Origin of the sequence: Acinetobacter sp. YH16032 (assembly GCF_013417345.1) — a bacterium.
Lineage (GTDB): Bacteria > Pseudomonadota > Gammaproteobacteria > Pseudomonadales > Moraxellaceae > Acinetobacter.
The window spans coordinates 108,528-134,282 of record NZ_VPEE01000003.1; the positions used below are offsets into that span (position 1 = coordinate 108,528).

General features: G+C 37.8%; 25 protein-coding genes. 16 read left to right on the top strand and 9 right to left on the bottom strand.

The window, feature by feature from the left end; all coding sequences use genetic code 11:
* Positions 1-57 precede the first annotated feature (57 nt).
* The 3 genes from FTV32_RS03660 to FTV32_RS03670 all read left to right on the top strand — a co-directional run bounded on the left by FTV32_RS03660 (position 58) and on the right by FTV32_RS03670 (position 2,203).
* Positions 58-990, top strand: coding sequence for a rhodanese-related sulfurtransferase (locus FTV32_RS03660; RefSeq protein WP_180027955.1), 933 nt, complete (start codon positions 58-60; stop codon positions 988-990).
* 195 nt (positions 991-1,185) lie between these two features.
* Complete coding sequence (locus FTV32_RS03665) at positions 1,186-1,527, top strand: hypothetical protein (RefSeq protein WP_180027956.1); 342 nt, start codon at positions 1,186-1,188, stop codon at positions 1,525-1,527.
* A gap of 67 nt (positions 1,528-1,594) precedes the next feature.
* Positions 1,595-2,203, top strand: a complete 609-nt coding sequence (locus tag FTV32_RS03670; protein ID WP_257227579.1) for a DedA family protein — start codon at positions 1,595-1,597, stop codon at positions 2,201-2,203.
* Positions 2,204-2,229: 26 nt separating this feature from the next.
* On the opposite strand, the gene FTV32_RS03675 is transcribed toward FTV32_RS03670, so the two are convergent.
* Both FTV32_RS03675 and FTV32_RS03680 read right to left on the bottom strand, forming a co-directional pair.
* Positions 2,230-2,754 carry a YecA family protein gene (locus FTV32_RS03675; RefSeq protein ID WP_179997742.1) on the bottom strand — a complete coding sequence of 175 codons (525 nt, stop codon included), beginning with the start codon at positions 2,752-2,754 and terminating at the stop codon, positions 2,230-2,232.
* Positions 2,755-2,820: 66 nt separating this feature from the next.
* Positions 2,821-3,027, bottom strand: a complete 207-nt coding sequence (locus FTV32_RS03680) for a PA3496 family putative envelope integrity protein (RefSeq protein WP_092766845.1) — start codon at positions 3,025-3,027, stop codon at positions 2,821-2,823.
* A 297-nt stretch (positions 3,028-3,324) separates the two neighbouring features.
* Between FTV32_RS03680 and rpoD the strand changes: the two genes are divergently transcribed.
* The 7 genes from rpoD to FTV32_RS03715 all read left to right on the top strand — a co-directional run bounded on the left by rpoD (position 3,325) and on the right by FTV32_RS03715 (position 11,747).
* Positions 3,325-5,262, top strand: coding sequence for an RNA polymerase sigma factor RpoD (gene rpoD / locus FTV32_RS03685; RefSeq protein WP_228133303.1), 1,938 nt, complete (start codon positions 3,325-3,327; stop codon positions 5,260-5,262).
* 127 nt (positions 5,263-5,389) lie between these two features.
* On the top strand, positions 5,390-5,677 hold the full coding sequence (locus tag FTV32_RS03690) for a YbeD family protein (protein WP_035270687.1): 288 nt from the start codon (positions 5,390-5,392) through the stop codon (positions 5,675-5,677).
* A 129-nt stretch (positions 5,678-5,806) separates the two neighbouring features.
* On the top strand, positions 5,807-6,463 hold the full coding sequence (lipB, locus tag FTV32_RS03695; RefSeq protein ID WP_035267889.1) for a lipoyl(octanoyl) transferase LipB: 657 nt from the start codon (positions 5,807-5,809) through the stop codon (positions 6,461-6,463).
* A gap of 77 nt (positions 6,464-6,540) precedes the next feature.
* A complete protein-coding gene (locus FTV32_RS03700; protein ID WP_035267888.1) occupies positions 6,541-7,074 on the top strand; it encodes a hypothetical protein in 534 nt (177 codons plus the stop codon).
* A 2-nt stretch (positions 7,075-7,076) separates the two neighbouring features.
* The gene (locus FTV32_RS03705; RefSeq protein ID WP_180027957.1) at positions 7,077-8,261 is read left to right on the top strand and encodes an iron-containing alcohol dehydrogenase; all 1,185 of its coding nucleotides are present in this window, start codon (positions 7,077-7,079) and stop codon (positions 8,259-8,261) included.
* A gap of 266 nt (positions 8,262-8,527) precedes the next feature.
* On the top strand, positions 8,528-9,922 hold the full coding sequence (locus tag FTV32_RS03710; RefSeq protein WP_035267885.1) for an APC family permease: 1,395 nt from the start codon (positions 8,528-8,530) through the stop codon (positions 9,920-9,922).
* Positions 9,923-10,229: 307 nt separating this feature from the next.
* Complete coding sequence (locus FTV32_RS03715; protein WP_092766849.1) at positions 10,230-11,747, top strand: outer membrane protein transport protein; 1,518 nt, start codon at positions 10,230-10,232, stop codon at positions 11,745-11,747.
* 36 nt (positions 11,748-11,783) lie between these two features.
* Here the strand turns inward: FTV32_RS03715 and FTV32_RS03720 are convergent, their stop codons facing one another.
* A complete protein-coding gene (locus tag FTV32_RS03720; protein WP_143047403.1) occupies positions 11,784-12,236 on the bottom strand; it encodes a hypothetical protein in 453 nt (150 codons plus the stop codon).
* A gap of 167 nt (positions 12,237-12,403) precedes the next feature.
* Between FTV32_RS03720 and FTV32_RS03725 the strand changes: the two genes are divergently transcribed.
* Positions 12,404-13,483, top strand: a complete 1,080-nt coding sequence (locus tag FTV32_RS03725; protein WP_180027958.1) for a hypothetical protein — start codon at positions 12,404-12,406, stop codon at positions 13,481-13,483.
* 58 nt (positions 13,484-13,541) lie between these two features.
* Here the strand turns inward: FTV32_RS03725 and FTV32_RS03730 are convergent, their stop codons facing one another.
* From FTV32_RS03730 to cysG, 4 genes are all read right to left on the bottom strand, one after another.
* Positions 13,542-14,513, bottom strand: coding sequence for an isopenicillin N synthase family oxygenase (locus tag FTV32_RS03730; protein WP_180027959.1), 972 nt, complete (start codon positions 14,511-14,513; stop codon positions 13,542-13,544).
* A 108-nt stretch (positions 14,514-14,621) separates the two neighbouring features.
* A complete protein-coding gene (locus FTV32_RS03735) occupies positions 14,622-15,956 on the bottom strand; it encodes a solute carrier family 23 protein (RefSeq protein WP_180028034.1) in 1,335 nt (444 codons plus the stop codon).
* 450 nt (positions 15,957-16,406) lie between these two features.
* Positions 16,407-16,886, bottom strand: coding sequence for a tRNA (cytidine(34)-2'-O)-methyltransferase (locus FTV32_RS03740; protein WP_035267879.1), 480 nt, complete (start codon positions 16,884-16,886; stop codon positions 16,407-16,409).
* Between the two features lie 28 nt (positions 16,887-16,914).
* A complete protein-coding gene (gene cysG, locus FTV32_RS03745) occupies positions 16,915-18,300 on the bottom strand; it encodes a siroheme synthase CysG (protein ID WP_180027960.1) in 1,386 nt (461 codons plus the stop codon).
* Between the two features lie 199 nt (positions 18,301-18,499).
* Here cysG and FTV32_RS03750 point away from each other — a divergent pair, with 199 nt between their 5' ends.
* From FTV32_RS03750 to FTV32_RS03770, 5 genes are all read left to right on the top strand, one after another.
* Positions 18,500-19,750, top strand: a complete 1,251-nt coding sequence (locus FTV32_RS03750) for a dienelactone hydrolase family protein (RefSeq protein ID WP_180027961.1) — start codon at positions 18,500-18,502, stop codon at positions 19,748-19,750.
* A gap of 45 nt (positions 19,751-19,795) precedes the next feature.
* Positions 19,796-20,317 (top strand): flavin reductase family protein, encoded by a 522-nt coding sequence (locus FTV32_RS03755; protein ID WP_179997732.1) that lies wholly within the window; start codon positions 19,796-19,798, stop codon positions 20,315-20,317.
* Between the two features lie 30 nt (positions 20,318-20,347).
* Positions 20,348-21,433, top strand: coding sequence for an LLM class flavin-dependent oxidoreductase (locus FTV32_RS03760; RefSeq protein ID WP_179997731.1), 1,086 nt, complete (start codon positions 20,348-20,350; stop codon positions 21,431-21,433).
* Between the two features lie 60 nt (positions 21,434-21,493).
* Positions 21,494-22,336: a hypothetical protein gene (locus FTV32_RS03765; protein WP_035267867.1), complete on the top strand. Its 843-nt coding sequence runs from the start codon at positions 21,494-21,496 to the stop codon at positions 22,334-22,336.
* A 156-nt stretch (positions 22,337-22,492) separates the two neighbouring features.
* Positions 22,493-23,512: a helix-turn-helix domain-containing protein gene (locus FTV32_RS03770; RefSeq protein ID WP_180027962.1), complete on the top strand. Its 1,020-nt coding sequence runs from the start codon at positions 22,493-22,495 to the stop codon at positions 23,510-23,512.
* A 54-nt stretch (positions 23,513-23,566) separates the two neighbouring features.
* On the opposite strand, the gene serS is transcribed toward FTV32_RS03770, so the two are convergent.
* Together serS and FTV32_RS03780 are read right to left on the bottom strand one after the other, a co-directional pair.
* Complete coding sequence (gene serS, locus FTV32_RS03775) at positions 23,567-24,838, bottom strand: serine--tRNA ligase (protein ID WP_179997729.1); 1,272 nt, start codon at positions 24,836-24,838, stop codon at positions 23,567-23,569.
* Positions 24,839-24,950: 112 nt separating this feature from the next.
* Positions 24,951-25,736, bottom strand: a complete 786-nt coding sequence (locus FTV32_RS03780) for an RsiV family protein (protein ID WP_180027963.1) — start codon at positions 25,734-25,736, stop codon at positions 24,951-24,953.
* Positions 25,737-25,755 lie beyond the last annotated feature (19 nt).

The following is a 25,755-nucleotide window of genomic DNA, read 5'->3' on the forward strand; positions in this document are numbered from 1 at the left end:
ATCGCGTTAGAATACGCGCCTGATTTTATCCCTATATTAATACATTTGGAGTACTCCATGAACGCTACTGTAGAACAGCTTGCACCTGTAGAACAGCAAGCGACCACTGGTTGGGTTGTTGCGGCACTTTATCAATTTAAAGAGGTTGAAGATTCTCTAGCACTTCAACAAAAATTACTTGAGTTGGTAAAAACCATCAACCTATGCGGTACTCTTATTGTTGCCCATGAAGGGATTAACGGAACAGTTGCAGGTGACCGTCATGCAATTGATGTCATTCATCAATTCCTTTTAAATGAAGGATTTAATGATATGGAATATAAAGAGTCACACAGTGACGAAAAACCATTCCGTAAAATGAAAATCAAACATAAAAAAGAAATCGTGACTTTAGGTGTTCCAGTGAAGCCACGCGACTTAGTTGGTCACTATCTAGACCCTAAAGGATGGAACGAACTCATTGCACGTGATGACGTGATCTTAGTCGATACAAGAAATGATTACGAATACAAAGCAGGCACATTCAAAGGGGCAATTGATCCAAAAACTGAAACGTTCCGCGAATTCCCTGAATATGTAAAAAACAATCTTGAACAGCATAAAGATAAAAAGATTGCCATGTTTTGTACAGGCGGGATTCGTTGTGAAAAATCAACTTCACTACTTCTTCAAGAAGGCTTTAAAGAGGTATATCACCTCAAAGGTGGTATTCTTAAATATTTAGAAGAAACCCCTCCTGAAGAAAGTTTATGGGAAGGTGAATGCTTTGTTTTTGATGGTCGTACTGCGGTTACACACGGAGTGGAAGAAGGTCAAAATGTGAAGTGCCATGCTTGTGGTTGGCCATTAACCCCTGAAGAAGTAGCATTACCAAGTTACGAACATGGCGTATCATGTGTTTATTGTATCGATAAAACAACAGAAAAGCAGAAAGAGGGATTCCGTATGCGCCAGTCTCAGATTATTGCTGCAAAACGTAAACGCCTATAAATAAAAAATATTTTATTTAACTTACAAAAGCGTTGTCTACATTACAGTGTAGATGACGCTTTTTACATTGAACAAACAAAATTTCAATTCTGATATATCACCATTACAAAGTTATTTTATAACAACACAAAACACATGAAGTCATTCAGATAAATTTAATACGAAGGAAATAAATTTAGCTCAAGGATGAAAGTCATGAATCGAGTGCCATTCAAATATCTTCCTGTTCAACGGAATTTTGCTCACCATAATCATTTAGATCGTGTATCAGCTGTACCGACACATTTAAAATTTACATATCTCGATTCACATAATTCTGATGTTAAATTGCATATACGAAACCAATCCCATTATTTTATCGTAACGTTAGGTGCTTGTATCGGCGCAATTATTGCTTTAGCAATCGGTTTTCAGATGAGAAATTCAATGAGTCTTATCTTCATCATCAGCATAGCTCCCCTTCTCGTCAGCTATATCCTACGAGAAGTCTATGTTCATACACTTATACAAATTCAACATCCTAAATTAATGCATTAACTTAATTTCACTGTATTTTTTCTTAAAAACATCTAGCATAGGTTTAACTTTAAAATACAAATCACTTATGAAAGATTGGATCATTTCAGTGATGGAGCAAATGGGCTATTTCGGCATTGCTCTATTGATGTTTCTCGATAATGTTTTTCCACCTATACCCTCAGAGATTATTATGCCTTCAGCTGGCTATACCGCTTCTCAGGGTCAATTACTTTTGATCGGTGTCATTATTTCAGGAAGTATAGGTTCGCTCTTAGCTGCCGCTACGCTGTATTGGTTAGGACGTAAGATCTCTGATCAAAAGCTCTATGCGTTCGTTGAGAAATATGGCAAGTATTTATTTATTAAAGTAGCTGATGTTGATAAATCATTAGAATGGTTTGAAAGATATGGACATCGAATCGTTTTTTTTGGACGTATGGTTCCAGCAGCACGATCTCTGATTAGTATACCTGCAGGCATGAGCAAAATGCCTTTTGTAAAGTTTATGTTTTATAGTGGTTTAGGCACGGTTATATGGACCACCTTTTTAGCATATGTGGGTTATTATTTTGGAAATAATACTGAAATGATGCACAAAATATTTAGCCAAGTAAGCTATCTCATTCTCGCTATTGTGATCAGCATAATCATTTGGATTGTGTACCGCAGACAAAAAAGAAAGAACTCAAAATAAAAAAAGCACCTTACGGTGCTTTTTAATTAGTTCGGCGTATGATACATCAAATACAATTCATTCAAGTTATCTGGAATTTCCTCTGCAAGCTCATCCATTAATTGACCGTTACGGCGGAAAGACTCCATTTGAGGATCTTCTTCGTCAACTCCACTAAACACCATAATTGGCAGAGTGAGATCAACCAATTGCTCTTCAAACTCAGGTGTGAACCATGCATCTTCATTTAAGAACATTGCATCGACAAAGCCTACACTCCAATCCCCAAGGCTTGACTCTACATCTGCTTCTTCAATTTCAAAAGGAAATTCAATACCTTCTTCATTGGCAAGTTTTTGACGTAAATCTTCTAACCAAAGTTTAATTTGAGCTACGATCTCTGCAGGCACTTTCTTTTGATTATTGTCAAATAACTCATCCAACCAACGATCAAATTGAGGACCTACAGCTGTCGCACACAAAAAACCATGAGTTGCAGCAAAATCTAGACCATGCTCATTTTGGTCGCCATCTAAGTAGTCACTTAACAAGTCTAAATCTAATGCACTCATTATATTTCCAAAGGTTGTATCTTAATTTCGTAGAATAACATTTTAGATCAGGATACCCAATCTAATTTAGTCTTCATCATCGTCGAAATCATCATCGTCAAAATCATATTCAAGATCTTTCAATTCACGATCTAAACGACGCTGTGCAAGTAAGTCATCAATCAAGCGACGCTTTTCTAATGATTCTTTGGCGCTAATTTTGCTCGTAGTTTCATCAAAACTAACATCATCATCACCGTAGTTATCATCTAGTTCAAAATCTGTAGAAGACACTAAAACTACCTCATGTGTGAAAAAATGAATGGGGCTAGGCGCTATTTATCTTTGTTCAGAATACTTGTCAAGTTTTATTTTATTTTTCGCTGATATTTATAAAAATTTTAGTTTTTTTTGGACAAAAAAATATGTCATTATTTAATCAAGGATCAGAGCCTTATTGCTGGTTTAAAATAAAAAGCATGATGTGCTTGAAATGAACAATTTTGACCCAATATTGACTTAAACAACTTAATTCATTGGTTTTCAAAACCAATTATACTGAGTTAATACGATACTAAAGATAAGTTAATTGTGCTAGAATGCACGGTTTTTCCCCGCCACAGATTCAACGAGAAGAGAGCAAAGATGAGCGATATGCATTCCCCTACTTCACAAGTAGCGGCTCTGATTAGCCGAGGCAAAGAACAAGGTTACTTAACCTACGCTGAGGTTAACGATCATCTCCCAGACTCGATCACTGAAAGCGAACAGATTGAAGATATCATTCAGATGCTTCAAGACGTCGGTATTCCTGTACACGAACGTGCGCCAGAATCTGACGATGCAATGTTTGATGGTAGTAGCGCAGAAACGACTGACGAAGTTGCTGAAGAAGAAGCAGCTGCAGTTTTAGCATCTGTAGAAAATGAGCCTGGTCGTACAACTGACCCTGTTCGTATGTATATGCGAGAAATGGGAACAGTTGAACTGTTGACTCGTGAAGGCGAAATTCAGATTGCAAAACGTATCGAAGAAGGTATTCGTGACGTTTTAAACTCAATTGCTTATTGGCCAAATGCGGTTGAAGTTGTATTACAAGAATATAAAGATTACGAAACTGGCGAGCGTCGTTTAGCCGATATCCTTTCAGGCTATTTAGATCCAGAGTCTGATGAAGAAATTCCAGAAGTTTTAGAAGAAGTTGATGCTGATCTTGAAGAAGAAACAGAGACTAAACCAACTAAAGATGTAAAACTTGATGACGATGATGAAGAAGAGTCTGAAAGTGATGATGATTCTGAGGGTGATTCAGGTCCAGACCCTGAAATCGCAAAAGTGCGTTTTGCAGAGCTAGAAGCTGCGTGGAATGCGACTAAAGATGCGATCGCAAAACATGGTCGTAACAGTAAAGAAGGTAAAGCAGCTCTTGAGTCGCTCGCAACCGTCTTTATGATGTTTAAGTTCACACCACGTTTGTTTGACATCATTTCTGAAATGATTCGTGGCACGCATGAACAAATTCGTACAGCAGAACGTGAAGTAATGCGCTACGCAGTTCGTCGTGGTCGTATGGATCGTACTCAATTCCGTACAACGTTCCCTGGTCAAGAATCAAATCCAGCTTGGTTAGATGAGCAAATTGCTAAAGCCACTGCTGACCAAAAACCATACTTAGAGAAAGTACGCCCTGACGTTCTTGCTTTCCAACAAAAAATCGCTGATATCGAAAAAGATCTCGACCTTACTGTACGTGAAATTAAAGATATTTCTAAACGTATGGCGATTGGTGAAGCAAAAGCACGTCGTGCTAAAAAAGAAATGGTTGAGGCGAACTTACGTTTGGTCATCTCCATCGCGAAAAAATATACCAACCGTGGTTTACAGTTCCTCGATCTGATTCAGGAAGGTAACATTGGCTTGATGAAAGCCGTAGATAAGTTTGAATACCGTCGTGGTTATAAGTTCTCGACTTATGCAACTTGGTGGATTCGTCAGGCGATTACTCGTTCAATTGCTGACCAAGCACGTACGATTCGTATCCCTGTACATATGATTGAAACCATTAACAAGATCAACCGCGTATCTCGTCAATTGCTTCAAGAAATGGGACGTGAACCTACGCCTGAAGAGTTAGGTGAACGCCTTGAAATGGATGAAGTCAAAGTTCGTAAAGTGCTTAAGATCGCTAAAGAACCAATTTCGATGGAGACACCGATCGGTGATGATGAAGACTCACATCTTGGTGACTTCATTGAAGATGGTAACATCACTTCACCAGTTGATGCTGCAACTTCAGAAGGCTTGAAAGAAGCAACACGTGAGGTACTTGAAAACCTCACTGAACGTGAAGCTAAAGTCTTGAAGATGCGTTTTGGTATTGATATGCCGACGGACCACACGTTGGAAGAAGTTGGTAAACAGTTTGATGTAACACGCGAACGTATTCGACAGATCGAAGCAAAAGCGTTACGTAAATTACGTCATCCATCGCGTTCTGAACATTTACGCTCGTTCCTTGAGAATGACTAATCTATCCATAGGATAATACAGGCTTGAATATGTGGGACACTCCCCCATAATATAAAGCATGTAGCAAATAATTCTAAATACCTGCGCCTAGCAGGTATTTTTACTAATGAGGTGTCCTATGACTGACATGATCGATCGCACTCCATCACGCGAACTACAAGAACATCTTTGGGTGTTTCCGATGGATTATCCAATTAAATTGATTGGTCTTGCAGGTGAGGATTTACGCAAAGCCGTGAATGACATTTTTGTTAAACATTTCCCTGATTTTGATGGGAATGCAATGACAGTGACACCATCGCGTACAGGCAAGTATCATTCAATTACTGCGCAACTTCGTTTTGAAGAGCTTGAGCAAGTACATCAAGTATATGCAGACTTGGCTGCTTGCCCTTTAATTAAAACTGCACTTTAATAAAAAAACACGCTTCATGCGTGTTTTTTTATGTTTGTTAATTATTCATCAAGTATGTGCCTAGGTCACACTTAATTCAACAATATTGTCTATAATAAAACTCATTTTTGAATGTGAGCCTTAACCTCCGTGGATGTCAAAACCAAACCTCAATTGATTATTCGTCACTATACCCAAACCACTTCTTATGAAGATCGCTTCCAAGAAATGAAGCTGATGACAGAACAGCGTGACGAACAAACAGCAGATGAATTTTGGATTTTGCAGCACAATTCTGTGCTTACCCAAGGACAAGCTGGCAAACCAGAACATATATTAGTGCCTAGCCATATCCCAGTTGTTCAAACTGATCGTGGTGGACAAGTCACTTGGCATGGTCCAGGACAATTAGTTGCATATTTTATGTTTGATTTAAATCGATTAGGCTGGAATGTCCGTACTTTAGTCAGCTATGCAGAAAATGTCATGATCGATTTATTAAAAAAATACGGTATCGAAGCTTATGCTAAACCAGATGCACCTGGTGTTTATGTTGATGGTAGAAAAATTGGATCTCTGGGCTTTAAAATCCGAAAAGGTCGCAGTTATCATGGACTCTCACTTAATATAGATTGTGACCTGGAAGGCTTCCAAACTATTAATCCATGTGGTTATGCAGGTCTTGAAATGGTCAGAATCTCTGATTTGATAAATCCCTACCCAAGTTTTGATATGTTAGTTCAAGACCTCATTGCCTATCTAAAAAAAAGTGACCTGTTCAGTCAAATTATCGTGAATGATCATTAAAACTCCTTTACTTTGTCATTAGATAATTTTAGAGTATTTACTCTAAATTATAAAACTATGTGATAAGGGACAAGTGAGTGATTTCTATTAACTCTGTAAAGCCCGCGCTAGAACAAGCTTATGTCAAACTCATGCTTGACGTGATTGGCAGAGGCTTAGCGATGGCAAGTCAAGTCGATGAAGAAATAAAACAGGAAATTGCTAAATTTCCTGTCGGCTTCACGATTTCAATGGACGTTTTCAACAGTGATGCAGCATTTATTGCACAAGTGAATCCACAACATCAACTTGTCTTAATCGACCATGCATCAAAAAAACCAGATTTAACGATTACCTTTAAACATATGCATCATGCTTTTTTGGTATTTTCTTTCCAAGAAAGTACTGCACAAGCATTTGCAAATGACCGTATGATTGCTGATGGCGATTTAGGTCATGCAATACGTTTAGTGCGTTGTCTGAATAAAATGGAAGCCCTTATTCTTCCAAAATTAGTCGCTGAACTTGCAGTCAAAGAATATCCAGTCAATCTGTCATTAAAAGAAAAATTGACAGGTGCAGCAAATATTTATCTCAAAGTTGCTCAGTCATATATTAAAGGGAGTGCTTAAGCATGGCTAAACCATATTACGAATTTTTCTGTCCAGTTAAAGTGATTGCTGGTAATGCTGCGCTTGAACACATTCCATTTGAGCTAGATTCAATGGGTTCAAAAAAACCACTCATCATCACAGACAAAGGCGTACGTGCCAATGGTCTACTTGAACCAGTGGAAGCTGCTTTTGCAGCGACAGAAGTAAGAATTGGCTCAATTTTTGATGAAGTTCCGCCGGACTCAAGTTTAGAAACAGTAAAAGCAGTGACTGAGATGTATCGTAACAATCAATGCGATGCCATCATTGCAATTGGTGGTGGTTCAGTCATCGATACAGCAAAAGCTGCCAATATTCTCGTCTCGGAAGGAGGCGATGATCTGCTGAAATATTCAGGAGCTCACAACCTACCTCGCCCATTAAAGCCTTTTTTTGTTATCCCAACAACATCAGGTACAGGCTCTGAAGTCACGATGGTTGCTGTGGTTTCAGATACAGCGAATAATCAAAAAATGGCATTTGCTTCAAAATATTTAATGCCTAGTGCTGCAATTTTAGATCCACGTATGACTTTAACATTACCTCCACACCTGACAGCAATGACAGGAATGGATGCAATGACACATGCTGTTGAGGCCTATACGTGTTTGGCAGCGAATCCTATTAGTGATGCTTACGCTACTGCTGCAATTAAAAAAATTAGTGAAAACTTGTTTAGAGTTTTGGAAAATCCAAAAGATGCTGATGCCCGTTTAGAACTTGCTCAAGCATCAACCATGGCTGGAATTGCATTCTCAAATGCAATGGTCGGTATTGTTCACTCCCTTGGACACGCTCTAGGTGCAGTTGCTCACTTACCACATGGTTTGTGCATGAACTTATTCCTCCCTTATGTGCTCGATTACAACAAGGATGTGAACGGCGATAAGATTGCTGACCTGTTACTACCGCTTGCAGGTACTGATATCTATGCACAGACACCAGCAAATCAACGTGCAGATAAAGCTATTGCGATTATCAACACAATGCGTGATCGCATTTATGATTTAACTAAACTGCCACGTACATTACGTGAGACAGGCAAAGTTACGCAATCTCAATTAGATGAAGTTGCCGAAAAAGCGTTAAATGACGGATCTATCATTTTCAACCCTAAAGAAGCGACATTAAAAGATTTGAAATCTATCTTAGAAAAAGCTTGGTAATTTTCTCAAAATAAGTAAAGATACGCTTAAAACTAGCCTGATGTTTTTTTAGACATCAGGCTTTTCATTTGTTAGTTGTTTTAACTCATGAGTTCAATACTTTTGGCATAAATCCTGCTAAAAAACTCACACAAACTACTGACAAACTGCACCAATATGGTTTAGATTGGCGCACTTTTGAAAAAACATTAGGGGGGATCGTTCGTCTCAAACGATCCTTAATTGATTTGACTGATCCTTGATCAACGATTAAGAGGATAAAGCCGTTGACTAATATAACTGGGACTCAATCGGCAGCTAAACTGCAAAAAACGCTAGGACTCTGGCACATCATTATTATCGGTTTAGCTTATATTCAGCCAATGACGTTGTTTGATACTTTCGGTTTGGTATCAGAAGAAAGTAATTTCCACGTTCCTACATCATATATTTTTGCACTTGTTGCAATCCTACTGACTTCATTGAGTTATGGTCATATGATCCGTAGATATCCATCTTCAGGTTCAGCGTATACCTATGCTCAAAAATCTATCCACCCTAACGTTGGTTTTATGGTTGGCTGGTCATCATGGTTAGATTACCTGCTCTCCCCCATGGTCAACATCATCCTTGCGGTGATTTATCTTGAGGCTTTATTCCCTGATGTCAATCATTGGGTCTGGGTCATTGTGTTAACAGCATTTATGACAGGTATTAACCTTCGTGGTGCGCGATTTGTTGCAAATTTCAACAGCTTAATTGTATTCGTACAATTAATTGTGATCGCTGTATTTACATGGATGGTCTATACCAAGCTCCAAATGGGATATAACGCGGATGGTCCAATCTCTGCTGAACAACGCTACCAACTTTGGAGTTTAGAACCATTTTGGAATGAGTTAACTTCAGTGGGTGCCTTAATCACAGGTGCGACATTACTCTGCTTCTCATTCACAGGATTTGACTCACTCAGTTCTCTCGCTGAAGAAACTAAAGATACTGAGAAAACGCTACCAAAAGCGATTTTCTTAACTGCGTTAATTGCAGGGATTATCTTTATCGTCAGCACTTATTTCATGCAGATCTATTTCCCTAATAATCCGGGATCATACTTCCAGAATATTGCAGAAACTCAACCTGAAATTTTGTTGTTGGTTGGTGGATCTTTGTTCCAGTCTTATGTACTTGCATTTGCCATCATTACTGTTATGGCATCAGGTATTTCTGCACATGCAGGTGTATCACGCCTCATGTATGTTATGGGACGCGATGGTGTCATCAATAAGAAAATTTTTGGTCACATCAGCCCTAAAAACTTCACTCCATCATATAACATCATGATTGTAGGTGCAGTCGCATTAACCGCTGGTTTTATGGATTTAGACTTTGTCATTTCATTAATTAGCTTCGGTGCTTTAACAGCATTTAGCTTTGTGAACTTATCTGTTATCTCACGGTATGCGTTACGCGATGGTCGTACTAAAACAGCCAAAGAAATTATTAATTTCGTTATCGTACCATTACTCGGCTTTATTGCAGTATTTGCATTGTGGCTTGAGGTCGATCAAGCATCGCTTAAATATGGTTTGATTTGGGCGATTGGTGGTATTTTGTATTTAGGTTATAAAACCAAAGGCTTTAAATACCCTGCTCCTCAACATGATGAGTTTAATGATCGTTAAAAATTGATTTTTTAGAAAAGGCGCTTAGGCGCCTTTTTTTATTATGCAAATTGACCAAAATGATCAAACATCAATCAAAATTTCTGATTTAAAAAATAAACTCTACATCATAATATGCAGCTTTATTTCAAAATAATGAGACAAATAACACATTTAAACGCAAATACATGAAATTAAATAAAAAATGATTGGCAAAAAATTACATATTTGTCAGGATACTCATTGACCAAAAATTACACGATGTGTATAAAGAGCAAAATATTTGAGTAAAAGCTCTAATAATATTCATTACACAGGGAATGTAATAATGCGTTTGAATACACTTACTGGGGCGATTTTGGTCGCAATGTTTCCAACCGCGGGCGCTTATGCTGCAGCTATGGATCGTTCAGGCCAATCGATGAATGGCTTTTTACAGCCAGGAAACTATGTAGATTTTAGTTACTCAATTTTGGATGCTGATCTTTCAGGAACAATGAGAACTGAACCTTCGGGCCCTGCATCTGCAGGATTAAGAGACCCGAATGGTTGGAATATGCCTACAGCAGATGATATTAACGCAGGTGGGGAAATTGCGGGCTCAAATTTAAGTGATATTGCAGACACGTTCGGATTTGCAAATATTAATTTAAAATTTCAAGTGACTGACAATATTTCATTAGGTTTAATTTATGACCAACCTTTCGGAGCAAAAGCCTCTTATTCAAATTCTGATAAAAAACATTCCAGAGTCAACAGCTCAGGACGATTGCCATTAGGTGACCTTGAATCTGCGACAAAATATGGTGCATTTCACAGTGAGTATGGCAGTACAGAGGCTGAAGTTTCGACAAATAGTTTATCTCTAGTCGTAGGCTTCCAACCTAATGAACACCTTAATTTTTATGCAGGCCCAGTTTATCAAACAGTAAAAGGTGATCTTAGTTTACAAGGAACTGCTTACAGTCTTTTGGGAGGTTATTTATGTAATTCACAGACTAGTGGTGTAGCACTGTGTAGTACTTTTAAGGAAAAAGGTACAGGTTCAAGAGATCTTCTTGGTCGTGATACAAGAAAAGATTATCAAGGCTATAAAGCAAGTATGCCTGAAGAAGGTGCTTTTGGTTGGCTAGCGGGTGCTGCATTTCAAATTCCTGAAATTGCATTAAGAGCTTCATTAACCTACAGATCAAAAATTTCTTATTCAGTTCAAGCTGAAGAAAGTATGCCTGAAGTGATTACAGATACATTACCTATTGTACATCCTGGGTGGCATATTGTAGATAAAATTGGGGCACTTGGTACCGACTACCAATATACAGAAGGTAAAACCTCAGCATCAACTCCACAATCAGTTAACCTAGATTTCCAATCAGGTATCATGGCTGATACATTAGCTTATATCAATTTACGTTGGGTAGATTGGTCTGAGTTCAAAATCCGTCCATACAAATTTGGAGTTTTAACTTCTTCTATTACGGAGGGACAAGGTAAAGGACCTCGTGGTTTCGACTTAATCGCTTATGAAAAAGATCAAATATCTGCAACATTCGGTATTGCAAGAAAATTAAATGAAAAACTCGCATTGACCATTATCGGAGGATGGGACTCTGGTGCAGGTGAATATGTTTCAACTTTAGGTCCATCTGAAGGTTTTTGGAGTGCAGGATTAGGTGGTCAGTACAGCTTTAATAAAAATACATTCATTCAAGCGGGTGCACGATATTTTTGGTTAGGTGATGCAAAAGCTCAATCTGCTAGTTGGTTCGGAACCGATCGCTATGATGCAGATTTTAAAGACAATACAGCTATTGGATATAGCTTTAAAATTGGTTACCGTTTCTAGAGTTTAAAAAGCACGGATTCTTCATCCGTGCTTTTTTTAAATTAATCGACAACTAAAACCTAATTTAGTATCAATTTGATTATCTTTGAATCCCAAATACTCAATAAACCTGTTTCGATCATCCACAATTTTCTGTTCATCTATAGACATACGATGGCGATTTTTTTGCGCTAAAGAATATGTTTCATCTACAGAAGCTTGATATATATGACATAATTCAAGCTGTTTGTTACTTTTTAACACCAAATTTTTTCCTGTCCGCTCGAAATCATTTCGTTTTAACGCCGTACTCCAATTTTCCAAATTTTTGAACATTTTTACTTTCATCTGAGCTAATGCTTGATCGATTTCCTGTTGAGTCAATGGATTAATATTATTTAAATCCGCTTGTTCTTTATTTTCATTTTGTGCCATCACTTTAGAGGTCGTCATTCCTGCACAGATGATTACTATAATTCCATAGCTGTATTTTTTAATGTTTTTAATCATACATCCCCGTATCTAATTTATTTCGATAAATTTATGTTCGTATTAGACAACTGATATTTTAAAAAAGCCATTTTAATAATGTAATAGATTGAAATATTAAGGGATTAAGGCATTTTTTTTGCATTATCAATTCACTGATTTAATTATATATTTTTGGTATTGAATTTATGAAAAAAATGTTTCCATTAGGCTGTGCTGGACTAGGCATACAAGCCTCATCATTTGAACATCCAGTATCTCTTGAAGAACCATCAATAATGGAAAAATTCGATCTACTTGCAGAATCGAGCGTGTGGGATTTTATCGATCACATTCCGACTCATCGTGAAATGATTGATGATTACATTAAAGGGAGTCAAAAATACAATATTCCAGTTTATTCAGGTTACGGATGCTATATTTGGGGAGAACATGAAAAAATATTCAAAGAAAATATCGAGCTATCATGTGCCGTAGGCGCCAAATACCACAACATTATGCTTGCAGCAAAAGACAGTAAATTCAACTATCTTAATGATCAACAAGTTGCTGATGCCTATTTATATTTTTATGAGTATGCTCAAAGTAAGGGTATAACCATTACCTTTGAAAATCACGTAGATAATTGGTCTGAAGATTATCGCCGGGTAGAAAAAGTTGCAGCTTTAGTCAATCATCAAGGTATTCCATTTAAAATGGCGATGGACTATAGCCACTGTATTTTCAAAATCGAAAATCCAATCGAATCTTATATCTCATTTCAACATGACCAAGAAGCGATTAGAAAACTTGATCCTTTCAACTGCGATAGTTTTGCAGATGATTGGTTAAATCAAAATTTGGTGCATTGGGGGCAAATACGTCCTGCGGTTCCAAACGGACCATTAAATACATGGTCCCAAGAATACAGCCCATGGGAAGGTCACGGTCTTAATCGCCCTGGAAGAGGCATTCAATACCCATTTAGGCAGCCACCAAAAAATGCGTGTCCTCATGATGAGTGGCATGCATATAAATTAAGCTGTACCAAAGAGGTCATTCGCAAGATGATTGACCATTATTTAGATCATGAGGATACAAATATTGAAATCATGACCGTGGATAATATTAATTTATGGTCCTATGGTTTGGGTTGGAAATATAATATGTTTGCAGATAGCTGCGAAGTAGCACGCTATATCAGACAAATATATGCGGAAAGAGCATCAATTCATCATGCTAAAAAAGGACTAAGTTCTGAGGAGTTTATCAACCAATATCGCTCATAAATCATTGGAATAATTAAAAAAAGCATTATATGGATAATGCTTTTTTGTATCGCGAGATCTAAGCTACTGCATTCTCTTCCGCTTTTTTATACGAACGATTATACATTTCTTCTAAATGCTCCCCTACCGTACATGGTGCATATAAAGGTAATTCACCTTCTTTCAATGTTCCTGGAACTGGCTCAATCACAGCGTGATAGTCTGGTTCATAAAAAAATGGAATTGAGTAACGATAAGCACCATTTGAAAAACTATTTTTTACTCGATGTGGATTGGAGTGATATAGACCATTGGTCCATTTTGGAATCATATCGCCTAGATTAACTACAAATGTTCCTTCAATTGGTGGTGCTGCAACCCACTCTCCGTCAGGCATGCACACTTCTAATCCGCCTATTTGATCTTGTGCCAAAATGGTGACTGACCCCCAATCTGTATGCGCGCCAACGCCATATGTTTCATCATCTCTAGGTGTAGGTGGATAACGCAACATGCGTAATGTTCCCATAGGATCTTTACTAGAAGCATCAAAATAGTTCGATGGCAGATTTAACGATAATGCCAAAAGTTGCATCAGAAAATTTGCCAGTTTATACATTTCATCGATGTACTCCTGACAAATCAATTCACATTGAGGTAATTCTTCAGGCCACTGATTTGGACCATAGTTTTGATATTTAGCGATTGCAAAAGGATGATCTTGAGGATAATTACGACCACAATAAAACCCTTCTTTATAATCTGGCTTGCCGTAAGGGTCTAATTGCTGACCATTCAGTTTATCAAATCCACGGAATCCAAAAAAATTACGTACATCATATTTTTGCTTAACGTCTTCTGGAAGCGCCAATAATTCTTTTGCTAATGCAAACTGTCGCGTCATCATTTCTAAAGGAACTGTATGATTCTTCACATAGAAAAAACCTGAATGCATCGCAGCTTTTCTCAGTTCAGCAACTGCACGTTTAGTCGCCTCACTTTCTGGTTTGTTTATATCTACGCCTGCTAAATCAATTACTGGTATTCCCATTTTTATCCCCTTGTATCAGGTATACATCTTTTACATTTTCATTATCTTGCTGAAACTTTCGACAATTTAGGATTGACTAAAATTTGTCTTAAAAGCTAAGTCTCAAACTTAAGTTTTTTCTGGTACAACGTCTGCTACTATTTGATTCTGCTTTTGCTTAGCTCGATTAAAAATCAGATTTAGAATAATTCCCGCAAATGTCGCCGTTGTAATGCCGCCGAGATCAAGTCCACCAACCATAATCGAATAGTTCCCTGCGCCCATAATCACAGTCACTGATGCCACAATAATGTTGCCGTTTTGAGTAAAATCGACTTTATTTTCGATCCAGATTTTCGCACCAGCAATTACAATTAAGCCGAAAACAATCATTGAAGTCCCTGTCAAAATTGCGACAGGTAATGTGCTAATGAGTGCTCCAAATTTTGGTGATAATCCCAGAATAATGGCGACAATACCCGCAATTACAAAAACCACTGTAGAGTAAATACGCGTTGCCGCCATGACCCCAATATTCTCTGCATATGTAGTTAATCCTGTTCCTCCTACAGCACCAGACATAGAGGTACATACTCCATCTGCCAAAAATGCTCTCCCCATATAGGGTGTAATATTTTTGCCAGTCATTTCACTTACAACTTTGAAATGCGCAAGATTTTCAGCAATAAGAATAAATGCGATAGGTAGAATCAGCAGAATTGCATTCATTTGAAATTCAGGTTGATATAAAGTTGGTAAACCAAACCATGCCGCATTTGAAACCGAGCTAAAATCGATTGGTTTACCCATTCCCATCATGTTAGCTAAAACAAAATATACAAGATACGAAACTATCAAACCCACCAATAGCAATAATCGTCTCAACATTCCACTTGTAAATACTGCGACACCACCAATACACATTGCGGTCAACAAAGCCATCCATGTATCAAACTCATTACCTGATACGGCTTTAATCGCCCCAGGTGCTAAATTTAATCCAACAATCATAATGATTGCACCAGCAACAACTGGTGGTAAAAGATTCTCCATCCATTGAGAACCCGTTTTCATTACAAGCAAACCCATCAAGGCATAGAAAATGCCACAAACCACTATTGCACCTAAGGCAATCCCAATATTTGGATTTAATCCTGAACCGGTATAGCCTGTTACAGCAATCACAGCACCAATAAAAGCAAAACTACCCCCAAGATAGCTTGGCACTCTCCCACCTGTGATAAGGAAAAATAATATCGTGCCAATACCAGATAACAGGATCGTTAGACTAGGATCAAACCCCATGAGCAGCGGTGCCAACACTGTTGCACCAAACATGGCAAATGTATGTTGAAGTCCAAGTACAATACTTTGTCCTGCAGGCAAGTACTCGTTCATGGCAACGGGAGTTTTTTCAATATCTCCTTGAAAAGGAGTAAATTTGGAAAACCAATTCTCTTTCATCACATACCACCCCATTGGTAATGTGAGCCAATGTCGAACATCTTTAGACATTGGCTGTACAATGATAAATTCATTTCGTTTAAGTACAAATCACAGTTCGTCTATCAAATTTATCGGAACCATATATTCACTTTAGCTAAGCAACAAATATACCAATTGGTCGAATTTCTAATATCTCATTTGGATGACAGCTAGTTTAAGATCAACAAAAATCAAACCTAACACTCTGTTTTATATAAATATTAATTTCATTAACAAATGAAAAAATTTGACCGTTTTGTATATTTTTTAGACTTTTACTCAAAAAAATTGGATTCCCGAAATATAAAATAAAATCGTATTTAAAATCATTATTTTAATTTTATTCTTAATGAATATTTCATCATATTAGCCAAGTTTTACTAAACTTTTATGCATTAAAAAAGGTCACCTTTCGATGACCTTACTGACTTAAGTTAAATCTTTAAATCCTTGTTGTCGCCATGCTTCATAAACAATCACTGCCGTAGCATTAGATAAATTTAAGCTTCTAGAATTTGGTGCCATGGGCAAACGAATCCAATGTTGCTTTGGGAACATCATACGAACATGTTCAGGTAGTCCGCGCGTTTCAGGCCCCATGAGTAAAGCAACGGGTCTATTAAGATTCGAGGTATGTGGTGTTTCGGTACCTTTGGTCGTTAAAGGATAAATCGAATCTTGATCGACACCTTGACTCGCTAGATTTTCCAGACAAGCTTCGATATTATCCCAAATCTGCATGCGAGCCCATTCATGGTAATCTAATCCAGCACGCTTTAACTTCTTATCATCCAGCTCAAAACCTAGCGGTTTGACCAAATGTAATTGTGCTCCTGTATTTGCACATAAACGGATAATGTTTCCTGTATTTGCAGGAATTTCTGGTTCGTATAAAACAACATGAATCACAATAATTTCTCAACTTTATAGCAGACTTTTACAGTTCGTCTTGCCATTTCAACTGTTCTCTTAATTTCACCACCTCACCAATAATGGTCAAAGTTGGCGCCTGAATTTGATTTTCTAACACTTTCGAAGCGATATCTGCCAAAGTCCCCACAACAACTTTTTGTTCTGGTGTCGTACCTTTAGAAATTAAAGCAACAGGCATGTCTGCTCGTTGACCATGTTGAATAAGCTTTTCACAGATTTTTTCTAATCCAACAAGCCCCATGTACAGTACCAATGTTTGGTGTTCATACACGAGTTCATTCCATGGAAGTTCAGGAGAACCTTCCTTCAAATGTCCAGTCAAGAAGCGAACACTTTGTGCGTAATCACGATGAGTTAAAGGGATACCCGCATATGCTGAACACCCTGATGCTGCGGTAATTCCTGGAACGACCTGAAATGAAATTCCTGCCTCATAGAGTTCTTGAATTTCCTCACCACCTCGCCCAAAAATAAAAGGATCTCCTCCTTTTAAACGGCAGACACGTTTGCCTTCATTCGCATATTTCACGAGTAAAGCATTAATACCTTCTTGTGGAACAGCATGATTTGACCTTGCTTTACCCACATAGATTTTTTCAGCATCCCGGCGGCATAACTCTATAATAGCACCAGAAACTAAACGGTCATAAATCACAACATCTGCTTGTTGCATCAACCTTAAAGCTTTGAGTGTGAGAAGCTCGGGATCACCTGGACCTGCCCCAACTAAATAAACCTCACCTTTGGGTTTGTTCCATTCTATTAAAGACTGATGAATAATTTTTTCTGCTTCAGCCAGATTATTATTAAATACACGCTCTTTGAAAGGTCCAGCATACAGCTCTTCCCAAAAGATACGGCGTTCATCAGGATTTTCAATTTTTTGTTTTACACGTTGTCGCCATTCACCAGAGATTTTAGCTAATGTTCCGATTCCATGCGGGATTACAGTCTCAAGTTGAGTTCTAATCTGTCTGGACAATACTGGGGATGTCCCATTACTCGCAATTGAAATAACAAGTGGAGAGCGATCAACAATTGCAGGGACCATAAATCGGCAATGTGGTGGATCATCAACACTATTCACCAATACATTTAAGTTTTCACATTCTTCAAAAACTTGTTGATTCACAAAAGGCTGATCTGTGGCAGCAATCACTAAACGGTAATCGTTTAATTTTAAATCGTGATCTTCAAAATGAGCTTGAATATATTGACCAGAGCTTTTCTCGACAATTTCTAAAAGTTGCGCCTCAATCTCAGGTGAAATAACTGAAATTTTTGCTCCTGATTTTTGCAGTAACAGTGCTTTGCGATATGCAATATGCCCTCCACCGACAATCAAACAAGGTTGCTGCTGCAATTTTAATGAAATTGGAAAAATATCCACTGAATCGATCCTCATATGCCCACTCTATTTTAGCACCTTCTCCACGACTCAAGCTGCTTAAAAGTAAGCAAGTGGTAGCTTTTTTAACAGATGCATATCGATGAAGGGACCTAAAACGGATAAAACTTGAACTCTATTTGGATAGTCAAAAATCCTGCTGATGCCGATGATAAGTTCAACAGTAAAGGAGATTATCGAGATGGCTGGTTCATATATTGATGTACATTCATCAGCAGGTTCGTTTAAAGCATATCTTTCAGTACCTGAAGCAGGTAAAGGTCCTGGTCTTGTGTTATGTCAGGAAATTTTCGGTGTTAATGAAGTTATGCGTCAAAAGGCAGACTTTTTGGCTGAAGAAGGTTATACCGTTATTGTTCCTGATTTATTTTGGCGTATTCAACCTAATGTAGAACTCGGTTATACCGAAGAAGACTTTCAAAAAGCATATGACTTATATACTCAATTTAATCAAGATCTGGGTATTGAGGATATCAAATCTACAATTGAAACACTCAAATCCCTTGAAACAGTTGATCAAGATGCAGGTACTGGATTGGTCGGATACTGCCTAGGCGGTAAATTGGCATATCTCGCAGCTTGCCGCATTCCAGATTTAAAGTGTTCTGTTTCTTACTACGGTGTAGGAATCGAGCAAAACCTAGAAGAAGCAGTCAACATTCAATCCAAACTGGTTCTTCATTTTGCTGAACAAGATCAGTTCTGTGATTCTAACACTCGTGATCAAATCCTACTTGCTCTGCAAAATAACTCAAAAGTCGAAACATATATTTATCCAGATGTCGATCATGCCTTTGCTCGCCCACAGAGTATGCATTATCACAAGCCTAGTGCACTCATGGCACATGAAAGAACCATTACAGCTTTACGCAAAGCAATAGGACCAAATTACGACCTTGCTGCGCTATGGGAAGAGCATGTTCGATTTGAATTTGACACTCGAAATGTTCCAGACACGATGGCAACAATGGTGGCAGAGCCTTATGTCAATCACATTCCAACATTGACAGGTGGCGTCGGCTACAAACAATTAGCTCGCTTCTATCAATACCATTTTGTTCATAACAATCCAAAAGATATGAAACTGACGCCTATTTCACGAACTGTAGGCGCAACTCAAGTCGTTGATGAATTCATTATGAGTTTTACTCATGATGAGGAAATTGATTGGTTAATTCCTGGAATTAAACCGACGGGAAAATATGTAGAGATTCCAATGCTCGGCATTATCAAGTTCCGTGGACCGAAACTATGTCATGAGCATATCTATTGGGATCAGGCAAGTTTACTGGTGCAAATTGGCGTATTAGATCCAACTGGACTACCTGTTGCAGGTGTTGAAACTGCCAAGAAACTTTTAGATGAAACTTTACCCTCAAATAAACTGATGCCAACTTGGCCATCCAGTGAAAATAAACCGATTGGCGAATAAAGGAACTCATTCTGACAATCAGAATTAAGATGAAGGATTATGATCATGTTAAATGAAATGACACCTGTAATACAGTTGGAGCAACGCTCGTTACGCCAACTCTTAGGTCAGTATGCAACTGGGATTACAGTAGTAACTGCATTAGATTCAAATCATAAAAAAATTGGAATGACAGCGAACTCATTTACTTCTGTATCGCTTGATCCACCTTTAATTTTATGGAACATCGCAAAATCTGCGACACATTTCGAAGATTTCAAACAGGCAGAATATTTTGCCATCAATATCTTGAGTGAAGATCAGTATCAAGAGTCTAAGCATTTCTCAAAATCTTCTGATGACAAATTCGAAGGCTTAGATGACGTTGATGAGTATATGGGCATCCCCATTCTAAATAAATCCTTAACCACTTTTGTTTGTCGTCAGTATGAGCTTCATGAAGCTGGGGATCACTACATTATTGTGGGACAAATTGAAGCCTGCCGTAATCAGCTTGGAAATCCATTGGTGTTCCATAACGGGCAATATAAACAAGCAAATCTTCATCAAGCATTTGCTGGTGTATAGCGAATTCACGAAATTTAAGGATTTTTTAAAATGAATCAACATCACTTTTTCAATGATAATCGCTTTCTACTCGGCTCATTTGCTTCTAACTGCTCAGGTGGAATGACCATTTCAACTCTTGAAGATCGATGGAGTGCGAGCTGGGAAAAGAATCTCGAACTAGGAAAAATGCTAGATGAAGCTGGTATCGACTTCATGTTACCGATTGCTCGCTTTACAGGCTATGGCGGTGAAACAGACTTTCAGGGAACAATTTTAGAGACCATGACTTGGGCGGCCGCATTATTGGCTTTAACCAAAGACATTACAGTTTTTGCGACAATTCAGACTGTCCCCAATCATCCAGTTGTAGTTGCCAAGCAGATTGCAACGCTATCTGAGATTAGTCAAGGTCGTATTGGACTCAACATTGTTGCAGGCTGGAATAAACCTGAATATGAAGCACTCGGTCTACATTTACCTGATGATCACGAAACTCGTTATGGTTATGCACAAGACTGGTATGACTTGATTAAAAAAGTATGGACCAGTGAAGAAAAATTTGATTTTGAAAGTAAGTTTTTCAAAACCAAAGGAACTTATGGAAAACCAAAACCACTTGTACATCCGCCTATCTTCAATGCTGCTGGTTCAAAAAATGGACGTGAATTTGCCGTTAATAATGCGGACTTTCTTTTTACACCAGCTTCAGACTTGGGCAGAAGCAAGATTGAAATTGATGAGCTTAAACAAGCAGGTCGCGACGTAAACCGAGAAGTCAATGTAATGACCTTCTCCCATGTCATTTGCAGACCTACACAAGAGGAAGCCAAAGCAGAATGGGATCGTCAATTAAACAATGCTGATACTGTCGCCGTTGACAATCTGATGAGCTTAATGTTTGCACATGCTCAAAGTTTCCCAAAAGAGGTTCAACAATCCATTCGTGATGCAATGAGTGTAGGCCATGGTGGCTTTCCATTAGTCGGTACACCTGAACAAGTCGCGCAAGGTATTTTAGATTTACATGAAGCTGGTTTTAGAGGAACGACTCTTTCATTCCTCGATTATAGCCGCGAATTTCCGTATTTCCGTGATCATGTTTTACCAATTTTGGAAAAGCATAATATTCGTTAATCCACCACTTAAGCCGACAGTTTCACTGTCGGCTTATTTATTTTAAGAGGGAATTTAGCTGTGAATTATATTTTAAAGGGGTTATTCACTGGATCAATCTGCTTTGCATTAGGCACTGCAGTTCAAGCGGCAAATTGGAGTGATACTTCACTGGCTGTCAGTTATGGTCAAGATTTCTCAGAACCATTTAAAGACGGTGATTTTGACAAATATATTTTTAGTCTTGTACACCTAAGCGGCTATAAATATGGCACCAATTTTTTTCAACTCAATATGCATCAATCCTCAGCTGAACCAAATGCAAACAAAGCTTCTGGTCGAGGAGCTCAAGAGGCATATGCAATTTATCGTCATACCTTAGATATCCCAAGTATCACGCAACACAAACCGAATGATTCTAGTTGGTTCAAGACATATGGTTTTACAGTAGGTTTTGACTGGAATACAAAGAATGATGATTATGGTTCAAATCGACAAATGTATGTTGCTGGTCCAAGTGTTACATTAAATACACCAGGCTATCTTAATCTCAGTTTGCTAGGCTATTACGAGAGCAATGATGCTAATGTACTGAGTAAAAAATATACCTATGATCCTTACTTAGCACTTCAAGTGCTTTGGGATTTTCCTATTATGCAATCGAATTGGAATTATCAAGGCATAGGTGTTTGGATGAGTACCAAAGGGAAAGATCCTTTTGGTGAGCCTACCGCCAGTGAAATCTTTGTAGACATGTCTTTAATGTATTCTTTACTTAAAGATAAATCTGCCAATCAACCAAAATTGAAAGCTGGGATTGCTTATCAATACTGGAAAAATAAATATGGTAATGATGCATCTGGTGTTGCTGGTTCAGGAGCGACCGCGAGTAGCCCTATGTTACGTGTCGCTTACCACTTTTAAATAACATATCAAATTAATCTAATTTAGTACCAAAAGAGTATTTTTATATTCTACTATTTTAGATTAATTTATTTATTTGAGATAAAACAAAAAAAGCAAAATCATGGATTGATTTTTGCATAAGTAATGATAAGCAAGCTAAGGATAGAGGTATTTATGTATAGCCAGCAACACAGGTCTATTTCTACGATTCAATCACATACGCAGAATATTCATGATGCCAACCATTGTCTTGATTTAATCATTGGCCCACATGATTTAGTCGATTTTAATCAATATGAACTATTGGATTTTAGTTTTAATGGATCGCAAATCGGTCGTATGATTATTGGGGATTTAACATATGGTAAAGATGTAATTTTCAAAACGCATACGCATGAAAATATGAACCACTTTTGTATAACGCGCCCTAAAATTGGGCGACCACTATTTAAAAAAGATGGTCAAACTTTTTACGCCTGTTATGATCAAGCATCCATTGTTTCACCTGAAGATAAATTTGAACTAATTATTGACAAAGACTGTGTGCAAACATTCATTTCTTTTTCAAAGACTTTTGTTGAAAAAATACTTTCAGATTTAATCTCTCAGCCAGTTACCGAACCTTTGGTATTTCAAAATGTAATGGATCAAAACAACCCGAAAATTAAAGCATGGTGGGATTTAATTGACAGTATTAAAAATTTCACAAACAATTTTACCAATACTTCATTTTTTCAAGAAATGCGCTCAGATTTTGAATATATTATTGTGAAGTCATTATTATTATCTCAACCCAATAACTATAGTGATTTAATTTATAAAAATACTTTAGATTATCCTGACTTCTTTACTCACTTATTAGAATTCATACAAAAAAATATACATCAAAAAATTGAAATTTCAGATTTAGAATATGCATCTGGATTAAGCAAAAAAAAGCTGAATACAATTTTCAAAAAATATTTAAAATGCAGTCCAAATGCTTATATACGCCATTACCGACTTAAATGTATTTATAATGAAATTTCACAGTCTACGCATAAAATTAATATTACTGAAATTGCTTATAAATGGGGTGTTACACATTTAGGTCGTTTTTCACTTGAGTATAAAGATGCATTTGGGGAAAAACCGAGTGAGACCTTAAAAAAAATTATTGAAAGGCAAACAGGTAGTGCTCAACTCATTCATTAAAACACTCAAAAAAAAAGCTAACTCAATTGAGTTAGCTTTTTTGTGTTTTATCGATTAATCGATAAAACTTTGTCCACCCATATAAGGACGTAAGACTTCAGGAATCTCAATCGAACCATCTTCACGTTGATAGTTTTCCATTACCGCGAGCAAAGTACGACCAACTGCTAAACCTGAACCATTCAAAGTATGAACAAACTCTGTTTTCTTTTGATCAGCACGGTAACGAGCTTTCATACGACGAGCCTGGAAATCCCCCATGTTTGAACACGATGAAATTTCACGATAGGTATTTTGGCTTGGTACCCAAACTTCTAAGTCATAAGTCTTCGTTGCACCAAAGCCCATATCACCACCGCATAGGATGATTTTACGATATGGCAATCCAAGCGCCTGTAAAATACCCTCAGCATGCCCTGTCAACTCTTCCAATGCTTGCATAGAGTCTTCAGGTTTAACAATTTGAACCATTTCTACTTTGTCAAATTGGTGCTGACGAATCAAACCACGTGTATCACGGCCATAAGAACCAGCTTCACTACGGAAACAAGGTGTATGAGCAGCATATTTCAATGGTAGACGCTCAGGATCAATAATCTCATCACGCACAAAATTGGTCACAGGCACTTCAGCAGTTGGGATCAAGTAATATTCTTTGTCACCTTGAAGCTTGAACAAATCTTCTTCAAATTTAGGCAACTGACCAGTTCCACGTAATGAATCAGCATTCACTAAATACGGTACATAAGCTTCTGTATAGCCATTTTTCAATGTATGTGTATCTAACATGAACTGCGTTAGTGCACGTTGTAAACGTGCAAGCGGACCCTTGAGCACACTGAAACGAGTACCTGTTAACTTAGTCGCTGTTTCGAACTCGAGTCCACCCATCCACTCACCAAGATCAGTGTGATCTTTAATTTCAAAGTTGAATTCACGAGGCGTACCCCATTTTAAAATTTCAACGTTGTCATTCTCATCTTTGCCCTCTGGCACCGACTCATGAGGTAGGTTTGGAATAGAAAGTGATTTTGCTTCAATTTCAGCTTGTAGTTCTGTTAACGCAAGCTCAGCGGCTTTAATTTCATCTCCGATCGCGCTCATACGAGCCATGATTTCAGAGGCATCACCACCTGCTTTTTTGATTTGACCAACTTGTTTAGCACCCGAATTACGTTCTGCTTGTAAAGCTTCAGTCTTAGACTGAATTTCTTTACGACGAGCCTCTAAAGATGCCCATTCTTCTACGTTGAGTTGCACGCCACGTTTAGCTAAGGCTAAATTTACAGCCTCTATATTATTTCTAAGTAATTTCGGGTCGATCATGGTTAATCTTTTCAGGGAAAAAAACTGCCTATAGTGTAAGCGCTTCGTTAAAAAAAATACAGTCGAAGCGCTGACAGCTGAAGCTTATTGAATCAAATTAAAATAGAGTCAATTACTCAGCAGTGAGTTTGGGTAGATTTGGAAGATATTCTGACTGTATCAAACCATTCACACTCACATAAGGTAAAGTGAGTTCAGACATTCCTTCAGCATAGGACGCGAGCTCATACAGCGGATAAACAAAGACGATACCATCAACTCCGTAATAGAAATTGTCGCTTAATTCGAGTTTATCTTGTTCAATATTGTGATCTGTAAGCCACATACTATTAGCACTATAAAGTGTTTCTAATAGCTTTTTATTTTGACCTTTCACAATTAAATCTTGTAGTGCTATTCTTTTTTTAGTTTTTAAATCGAAATGAACATATTCTTTATGGTACATCCCATGTGCTGCACCAGCAGGATATACATAGCTCAGATATTCAAAACTCGCTATATTCTGATGTTGACTTAAATAACGTACCACAGTCTGACTTTGACTCAACTTCAGCGGATCAACAGTTTTAGTCTCTGAGCTCTTAGTAGCCGATTGGAATGGTATAGGGTCTGCTTTTTCTATCCGATTTTTAAAATACGTATTAATCCACGGATGATTAGTTTCAACCGTTTGGAATGAATATTCTGTACACCCTGCCTCATCGCATACTTGCTTCTGTTTAGGCTTTAATTCGACGTTCTTCGATTCGATATACCAAGATTCTGATTGTTTTGCTTGCGCAGCAGTCTCATTGCTTTTTTTAGTTTCTGCATCAGATTTAGGCTGACAAGCGCCTAACATGATCATTGATGCACAAATAACACTCAATTTTCCAAACCGATTCATGTGTTTTAGCATATAGCCTCCAATAAAAATG